The organism is Aerococcus sp. L_32, assembly GCF_050689315.1.
In genome coordinates, this window is sequence record NZ_JBOEQF010000265.1 from 1 (window position 1) to 2,861 (window position 2,861).

The following is a 2,861-nucleotide window of genomic DNA, read 5'->3' on the forward strand; positions in this document are numbered from 1 at the left end:
TGCTTGTTCGTCTACGGCCTTATGTAAGGCTTCGATGACTGCTGGTGCTAAAGGTAAAGTAACGTCTCCAACACCTAAACGGATTACGTTTTGGTCTGGATGTGCTTTTTCATAGGCCTCTTGGCGACGTTTTACTTCTGCGAATAAATAAGAGCCTGGTAATCGTTGGTAATCTTTATTAATTTGGTTCATAAAAAATCTCCTCTATATCATATATGCTAGGTGCGAGAGCCGACGCTCAGAAAGGCCGATTTTTGGCTAACTTGTGGGAGAGTGCACGCTTTAGCGTTTACTCTCCTAAATGCGGTAGAAACGTCTAGTCTGAACGACTTTTGTCGCACCTACCTAACGCAATGGATAGTCCTGGTCGGCTCCAGCATTTCTGAAACCACCTTGATTCAAAATCTCATTATATAGAATGCGGCGAACATCTTCATCGGTCAGCTGCTTGGTATCTGTCACTTTAGGCTGCGTATGTTGACGATTATATGTATTATAAATTGCTTGAATGCTCATACCCTCATTTAAATAGTCTTTGATTTCTAATAATCGATCGACATCATTTAAAGAGTACATGCGACGATTTGTTTCTGAACGTTTTGGCTTAATTAACTTCTGTTCTTCGTAGTAACGCACCTGTCTCGGTGTCAAATCTGTTAGCTGTACAACTGTCCCAATTGGGAAAACCGCTAGCGTACGTCGTAGCTCTTTTTCCTTCATGTCAACTCACCTTCATTCTTTTTTAATTGTATTTTAATCTCATGTTATATTACTTAACATATTAAGTCAATCATAATTTATCGAAATTCTGTGAAAATTTAGACATTTTTTTGCAAGAAAGACGTGTCATTTCTAGGTGAAATTCCTTGCAAATTGTGTAGCCGTTCGCTAAAATGGAAAGAATTGCTTTTTTCAAATTGGCAAGTTTCACCCCTTATCAATGCAACTTAAAGGAGCGGTTTTCACATGGAAAATGAACCTAACATGACACCAAGCAGTACCAACCAACAAATAGCCCGTCGCGGCATTTATCTGAGTATCGTGACTTACGTCATCATCTCAACCGCCAAACTCTTTGTCGGCTACAGCTTTGACTCAGATGCGGTCTTTGCGGATGGTTTGAATAACTTTACTGATTCATTCGCTTCAATTGCCCTGCTAGTAGGCATGATCCTATCCCAACGCCCAGCTGATCAAAACCACCGTTACGGTCATTATAAAATTGAAACCATTACTACACTGATTATGTCCTTCGTGATTTTCTATATTGGGATTACGGTGACCATTGATTCAACTACAGCCTTAATTAACCGAGAATATGCAGCTCCAACACCCATTAATGCGGTCGTCGGCTTGTCTTCTGGAGCCATTATGTCCGGCGTTTATTGGTACAATAACCGTCTTGGCAAGAAACTCAATAGCCCAAGCCTTAAAGCTTCTGCAAAGGACAATTTATCCGATGCCCTGACCTCTTTCGCAACTGCCTTGTCGGTCGTCCTAAGTCGTACCGGTATCCTTTGGCTAGATGGTGCCATGGCTATTGTCGTTGGCTTAATCATTATCAAATCAGGATATGACATCTTCAAAGAATCCGCCTTTTCCCTATCAGACGGCTTCCCCCAAGAAGACTTAGATAACTACCGGAAAATAGTCCTCATGGTACCTGGCGTGCGCGCAGTTTCTGATATCCGTGGCCGTAATTACGGGGCCAATGTCTATATCGACATTACCATCTTAGTAGATCCAGAAATTTCTGTTCAAGCGGGTCATGCTATCACTGAAAAAGTAGAATCCGCCCTACAAAAAACAGAAGATGTCACCGCCATCGACGTCCATGTCGAACCCTACAACGAAAACTAATCCATCAAATATACTTACAACAAAGACCTGCCACGCTCAATATGAGAAGCAGGTCTTTTTATGTATATTAACTATCTCTACAGCTGACTAGTGTCACGACGGACTATTGCCACTCTTGAATAGCTTTAACTAAATTACTTGCAGCTGTTTCAATGATCTCTGGCTTAGTCGCTAGATTAATCCGGATATGGGTATCTTCTGGTCTAGTTGGCCAGTAAGTAGTCCCATAATTGACACCTAAACGGGCACGGTCTTGAACCACTTCTTTCAAATCTGCATTTTTCACATAAGCCCCTAGATCAAGCCAAGCAAGGTAAGTCCCTTGTAAGTCTGAGAATTGAACTTGTGGTAAGGCCGTTTGCACTGTTGTTTTCAGTAATTGGTAATTGTCCCAAATCACTTGGTTGACGTTCTCCACCCATTCCGACCCGTAGGTATAAGCCGCTTCTGACGCGATATAACCAGCAGGTTGCCCGCCAGTCACATGAATAGCATGTAAGAATGTATCCAATTTTTCTCTTAAATCAGCCCGTGGAACCACTATAAATGAATGGTTAAAACCAGCTAAATTAAAGGTTTTTGATGGCGAGGCAAAAAGGATGTAATTGTCAAAATTCGGGTCAATGTTTCCAATAGCAATATGCTCATGTCCTGGCATAATCAAATCACGGTGGATTTCATCAGAGAATAATAAAACATCGTATTGCTTACATAAAGCCACTACTTTAGCCAATTCATCACGATGCCAAACGCGGCCAGTTGGGTTTTGCGGTGAACAGAATAAGAAAACCTTGATATCGTCATCCTTGAAGGCACTCTCCAAAGCATCAAAATCAATTGTGTACCCTTCTTGTTCGTTACCCAATAAATCTTGCATCACTAAAGTCCGGTTAGCTTCTTCAATAACCGTACGGAAGGGATTGTAAACGGGATTTTGAATTAAAATGTTGTCCCCTTCATTGGTATATGCATGTAAGGCAAAGGCAATACCCGTACATACC

General features: G+C 41.5%; 3 protein-coding genes and 1 pseudogene. 1 reads left to right on the forward strand and 3 read right to left on the reverse strand.

Annotated features, from left to right (window positions below):
- Both ACRCJ0_RS11510 and ACRCJ0_RS11515 read right to left on the reverse strand, forming a co-directional pair.
- A pseudogene (locus ACRCJ0_RS11510) lies at nucleotides 1-192 on the reverse strand (LL-diaminopimelate aminotransferase); the annotation flags it as partial.
- A gap of 153 nt (nucleotides 193-345) precedes the next feature.
- A complete protein-coding gene (locus ACRCJ0_RS11515; RefSeq protein WP_083068327.1) occupies nucleotides 346-720 on the reverse strand; it encodes a MerR family transcriptional regulator in 375 nt (124 codons plus the stop codon).
- A gap of 246 nt (nucleotides 721-966) precedes the next feature.
- Here ACRCJ0_RS11515 and ACRCJ0_RS11520 point away from each other — a divergent pair, with 246 nt between their 5' ends.
- Nucleotides 967-1,860, forward strand: a complete 894-nt coding sequence (locus ACRCJ0_RS11520) for a cation diffusion facilitator family transporter (protein WP_419970887.1) — start codon at nucleotides 967-969, stop codon at nucleotides 1,858-1,860.
- A gap of 103 nt (nucleotides 1,861-1,963) precedes the next feature.
- Here the strand turns inward: ACRCJ0_RS11520 and ACRCJ0_RS11525 are convergent.
- On the reverse strand, nucleotides 1,964-2,861 hold an 898-nt coding region (locus tag ACRCJ0_RS11525), incomplete at its 5' end, for a MalY/PatB family protein (protein WP_431390505.1).

Bases quoted from the DNA above. Each gene is read 5' to 3' on its own strand.
- ACRCJ0_RS11520 (WP_419970887.1), top strand. From the start codon at position 967: ATGGAAAATGAACCTAACATGACACCAAGCAGTACCAACCAACAAATA.
- ACRCJ0_RS11515 (WP_083068327.1), bottom strand. From the start codon at position 720: ATGAAGGAAAAAGAGCTACGACGTACGCTAGCGGTTTTCCCAATTGGG.